Here is a 3,744-nt window from a genome sequence, read left to right as displayed (position 1 = left end):
ATCGTTGCCGGCATCGCGAAAGTGTGTGGCAACCGCGTGGCACAGCTCGGTCGCCATCAAACGCATCAGTGGGGATTCATCCGCCGGTGCGACCACGACGATGGCTTTGGACAAGCCTTCGGGGCCAAGCGAGTGCTCGATAAACTCTCGCACCTCGCGGCCTCGCTCGCCGATCATGCCAACCACCACCACATCGGCCGCGGCCTGGCGCGCGATCATGCCGAGTAGCACGCTCTTGCCAACGCCACTGCCAGCAAAAAGGCCAACGCGCTGCCCGCGGCCCAACGTCAGCATGCCGTCGATCGCGCGCACGCCTACGTCCATCACCCCCTCCACCGGCTGCTTGCGCAGCGGGTTCACGCGCGGGGGAGCCAGATCGAGCACGGCGTCGCCGACGAGCGGACCACGGCCGTCGATCGGTTCACCGAGGCCATCGACGATGCGGCCCCGCCATCCAGCGCCGATCGACAGCCTGCGCGCACTTTCATCGCCAAACACGCGCGCGCCCGCGGCCAAACCCTCTGCGGGCCTGAAGGGCATCAAATACGACACGCCTTCCCGAAAGCCGACCACGCGGGCGTCGAGCCAGTCATTCGATGCGGTTTCGATCCGTGCGAGTTGACCGGTCTCGAATGCATAGCCGGTCACCTCAAGCAGGAGGCCCGAGACGGCGGACAAGCGCCCTACCGGCCTTGCGACGGGCACATCGCCAAGGTGAAGCTTGCCGAGTACGGATTCGTTCATGCTGGCACTCCGTCCGAGTCATCGGCATGGGCATGCGCAAGCTGCGAGGTAATCCGCTCGATGCAGGCGACAAGGCGCTGACCACAGCCCGCGTCCATTTCGATGTCATCGGCCCGCACGCGGCATTCGCCGGGCTCGAGCCGGTCGTCCGGCACCAGTTGCCAGCCCTGCGCTCGGTCGGGTGCCGCTTCAGCCAGGCGCGCGTAATCGGCCGGGTTCAGTCGCACGCTGACGGATTCGGGCGGTTTCGTCAGCGTGCCGACGGCTTCATCCACAAACGCGAGGATCCGCTCGGGACGAGTTTCAAGCTCCGCACGCGCAACCTGCCGGGCAACGTCGCCAACGAGCTCGGCCACTTCGCTGCGCACCTTGGCTCGATACGCTTCCTGCACGCGCTGGAAGCCACGAACCAGCGCGTCGACCGGTGCTACCAGCGCATCGAACCCAGAACGCACATCGCGGCGTGCGCCTTCGGCGCCGACTCGTTCGCCGGCGGCAAAGCCCTCCTCGTAACCCGCTTGCCGAGCTTCTTCAAGCAATTCCGCGGCCGGTGGTACATGCAGTTGCTCGGAGAGCAGATCCACCTCGTCGGGCGCCGTGAATCCGCCAAGCTGCTCGCTTGCCGCGCGAATGCGTGCCAGCGAGGGAAATGCATAGCGTCGGTACGTCCTCATCGAAGTGCTTCCTCCGCCACGAGCCGAAGTTCGATGTCGCCGTCGTCGGCAAGTCTTCGTACGATGTCCATGATTTCGCGGCGCGCCGACTCGACTTTGCCCGGGATTGCGGGTTCCGTCCGGCGCAACATCTCCTCGAAGGCCTGCACCGCGCGCCGCGGCATCGAGCGCAACAGTGCGTCGCGCACAGCTGGGTCGGCACCCTTAAGCGCCACGCCCCACAGCGCCGTGTCGACATGTTCGAGAATGACGGAGATCACCTCATCATCCTGGTTCGCGATCACCGCGAAATCGTAGATAAGGTCTTCCACCGCTGCCACCAACTCCGGGTCTCGGGCACGCAGAATTTCCACTATGTGGGCGCGGTCGCCCGGCATACGGTTAATGATGTCGGCGGCCTGCCGCACACCTTCGACGGCCGTGCTTTGTGTGCCAAGGTTAGCGATGCAGCCGTCGACTACGTCTTCCAAGTCTCGCAGCAGGTCATGATCGATCTCGGTCAGACGCGCGATATCGAGCAGCACTTGCTCGCGTCGCACTTCGGGCAGCGCCTGAATCACGCGGCTCGCCTGCTCCGGCGGCAGGAAGACGAGGAACATGGCTTGCATGCGTACGTGCTCATCGCGCAGGCGGTCGGCAAGCCATTGCGGCTGTGCCCACTGCAGGCGCGCCATTTTCGGGCCTATCGCGTCACCGTAAATCTTGTTGAGCACGCTGTTGGCCACCACACCGCCGAGCGCCATCTCAAGCGAGCGCTGCAAGAACGAGCGCGAAGCACCCCGTACACCGCTCTGCTCGCGAAAATTCGTGAAGAAGTGCTCGATGGTGTTCTGCACAGCCTCCACCTTGACGCCCTGCATGCGTGACATGGCCAGTGTCACGTCCAGCAACTCCTCGCGCGAAAGGCATCGCAGCACGCCCGCCGCAGCTTCCTCGCCGATGCTGAGCAGGATGATGGCGGCACGCTCTACCGCGGCAAGATTCTGGGCCGGCGGGCCTGCCGTTATGACGGTGTCCACGGTCGCAGGTACGTCAGTTGGTGTGCTCATCGTCTCGAATCCAGGGTTTGATGACTTCGGCAACGCGCTCAGGGTCCTGAGCGGCCAGATGCTTCAGGTGTGCGATCAGCACGTCGGCGCCGGAGCCAATCGGCGGGAGATTCGCGTCGGCCAGCAGCAGGGGCTGCGTGTCGGCGTCGGCGGCTGCCGCAAGCGCCGGGGTTTCCGGACCGCCGGGTACGGCGTTGGCGCCTTGCGACTGCGGATCGCGCCCGCCGTTGGCCCAAATGCGAAGCACCTTAAGCAGCGGGCGGAAGATGAATACGAACCCGAGTAGCGCACCCAATGCCCACGCTGCCCAAGTACCAATCGTTACGATGTTGTCGGGCTGTTTCCACCACGGCTGCGATACGGACACCGGCGTGCCGCGGAAGTCCAGCGACGACACCGTCAGTGCATCTGCACGGTCGGCATCGATGCCCAAGCCATTGCGCAGGATCGTGTCCACCTGCGCAAGTTGTGCTGGCGCCCAAGCCTTTCCACCGCCGGGCGCGGCGGCGTTGTTCAGAACCACCGCCACGTTCACGCGCTTTACGCGCACGGGACTGCGCTTGATCTGGACGACATTGCGGTCGTAAGCGTATTGGCGTGTCTGCGCGTTCTTGGCCGAGTGTGGCGCTTCGGGCATGCTGGCAGTCGACGGCGGCGCCGGGCGGTTCGACAATGAACCCGGTACACCCAACGCTGCCTGACCGATGTCCTTCTCGTCGCGAATCGCTTCCTGTGTCACCTTCGGGGCCTCGCCGTATTGCTCGCGGGTCTCTTCCACGCGATCGTGGTCCAGCTCGACGGCAACGCTCGCGCGAAAGTTGCCGTCCCCCAACACAGGCGTGAGCAACTCGCGAATATTGCGCAATACCTGTTCACGCATTTGCGCACCCAACTCGCTATCGCGTGTGGAATTTCCCAGTACCGGATCGATCTGCGCGGAGAGGTGATTGCCGGCCTGGTCTATCACCGTCACGCGAGCCGGGTCGAGGTTCGCCACGCTGCCCGCTACCAGCGCGACTATCGCGGCAATCTGCTCCTTGCTCAGCTTGCGGTTGGGCTTGAGCGTGAGCACCACCGACGCCGAACTCTTGTCGCCATCGGCCAGAATGAACGACGCCGATTTGGCGATCGACAGATGCACACGAGCCGACGACACCGGCTCGAGCGCCATAACACTCTGCGTCAGTTCGCCTTCGAGGCCACGCCGAAACCGAACGTCCTGCACGAACTGACTGACGCCCAGCGGATCGCTCTTGTCCACCTGCTCCAGCCCCTCC

3 protein-coding genes and 1 pseudogene are annotated in these 3,744 nt (G+C 64.5%); all 4 read right to left on the bottom strand.

Features of this window, described 5'->3' with window-relative positions; all coding sequences use genetic code 11:
* Positions 1-744, bottom strand: a pseudogene (fliI, locus tag JMF90_RS28195) (flagellum-specific ATP synthase FliI); the annotation flags it as partial.
* Positions 741-1,418, bottom strand: a complete 678-nt coding sequence (locus tag JMF90_RS28190) for a FliH/SctL family protein (protein WP_054928518.1) — start codon at positions 1,416-1,418, stop codon at positions 741-743. The gene JMF90_RS28190 and the pseudogene fliI, both read right to left, overlap by 4 nt.
* Positions 1,415-2,467 carry a flagellar motor switch protein FliG gene (locus tag JMF90_RS28185; protein ID WP_126364783.1) on the bottom strand — a complete coding sequence of 351 codons (1,053 nt, stop codon included), beginning with the start codon at positions 2,465-2,467 and terminating at the stop codon, positions 1,415-1,417. The genes JMF90_RS28190 and JMF90_RS28185 overlap by 4 nt, the downstream gene beginning before the upstream one ends.
* Positions 2,451-3,744: flagellar basal-body MS-ring/collar protein FliF (fliF, locus tag JMF90_RS28180; protein ID WP_201325707.1), on the bottom strand; the 1,294-nt coding region annotated here is incomplete at its 5' end. The genes JMF90_RS28185 and fliF, both read right to left, overlap by 17 nt.

It is taken from the genome of Burkholderia sp. E168m23 (assembly GCF_016586125.1).
GTDB lineage: Bacteria > Pseudomonadota > Gammaproteobacteria > Burkholderiales > Burkholderiaceae > Burkholderia > Burkholderia orbicola.
This window is presented reverse-complemented; position numbering and strand designations above follow the sequence as displayed.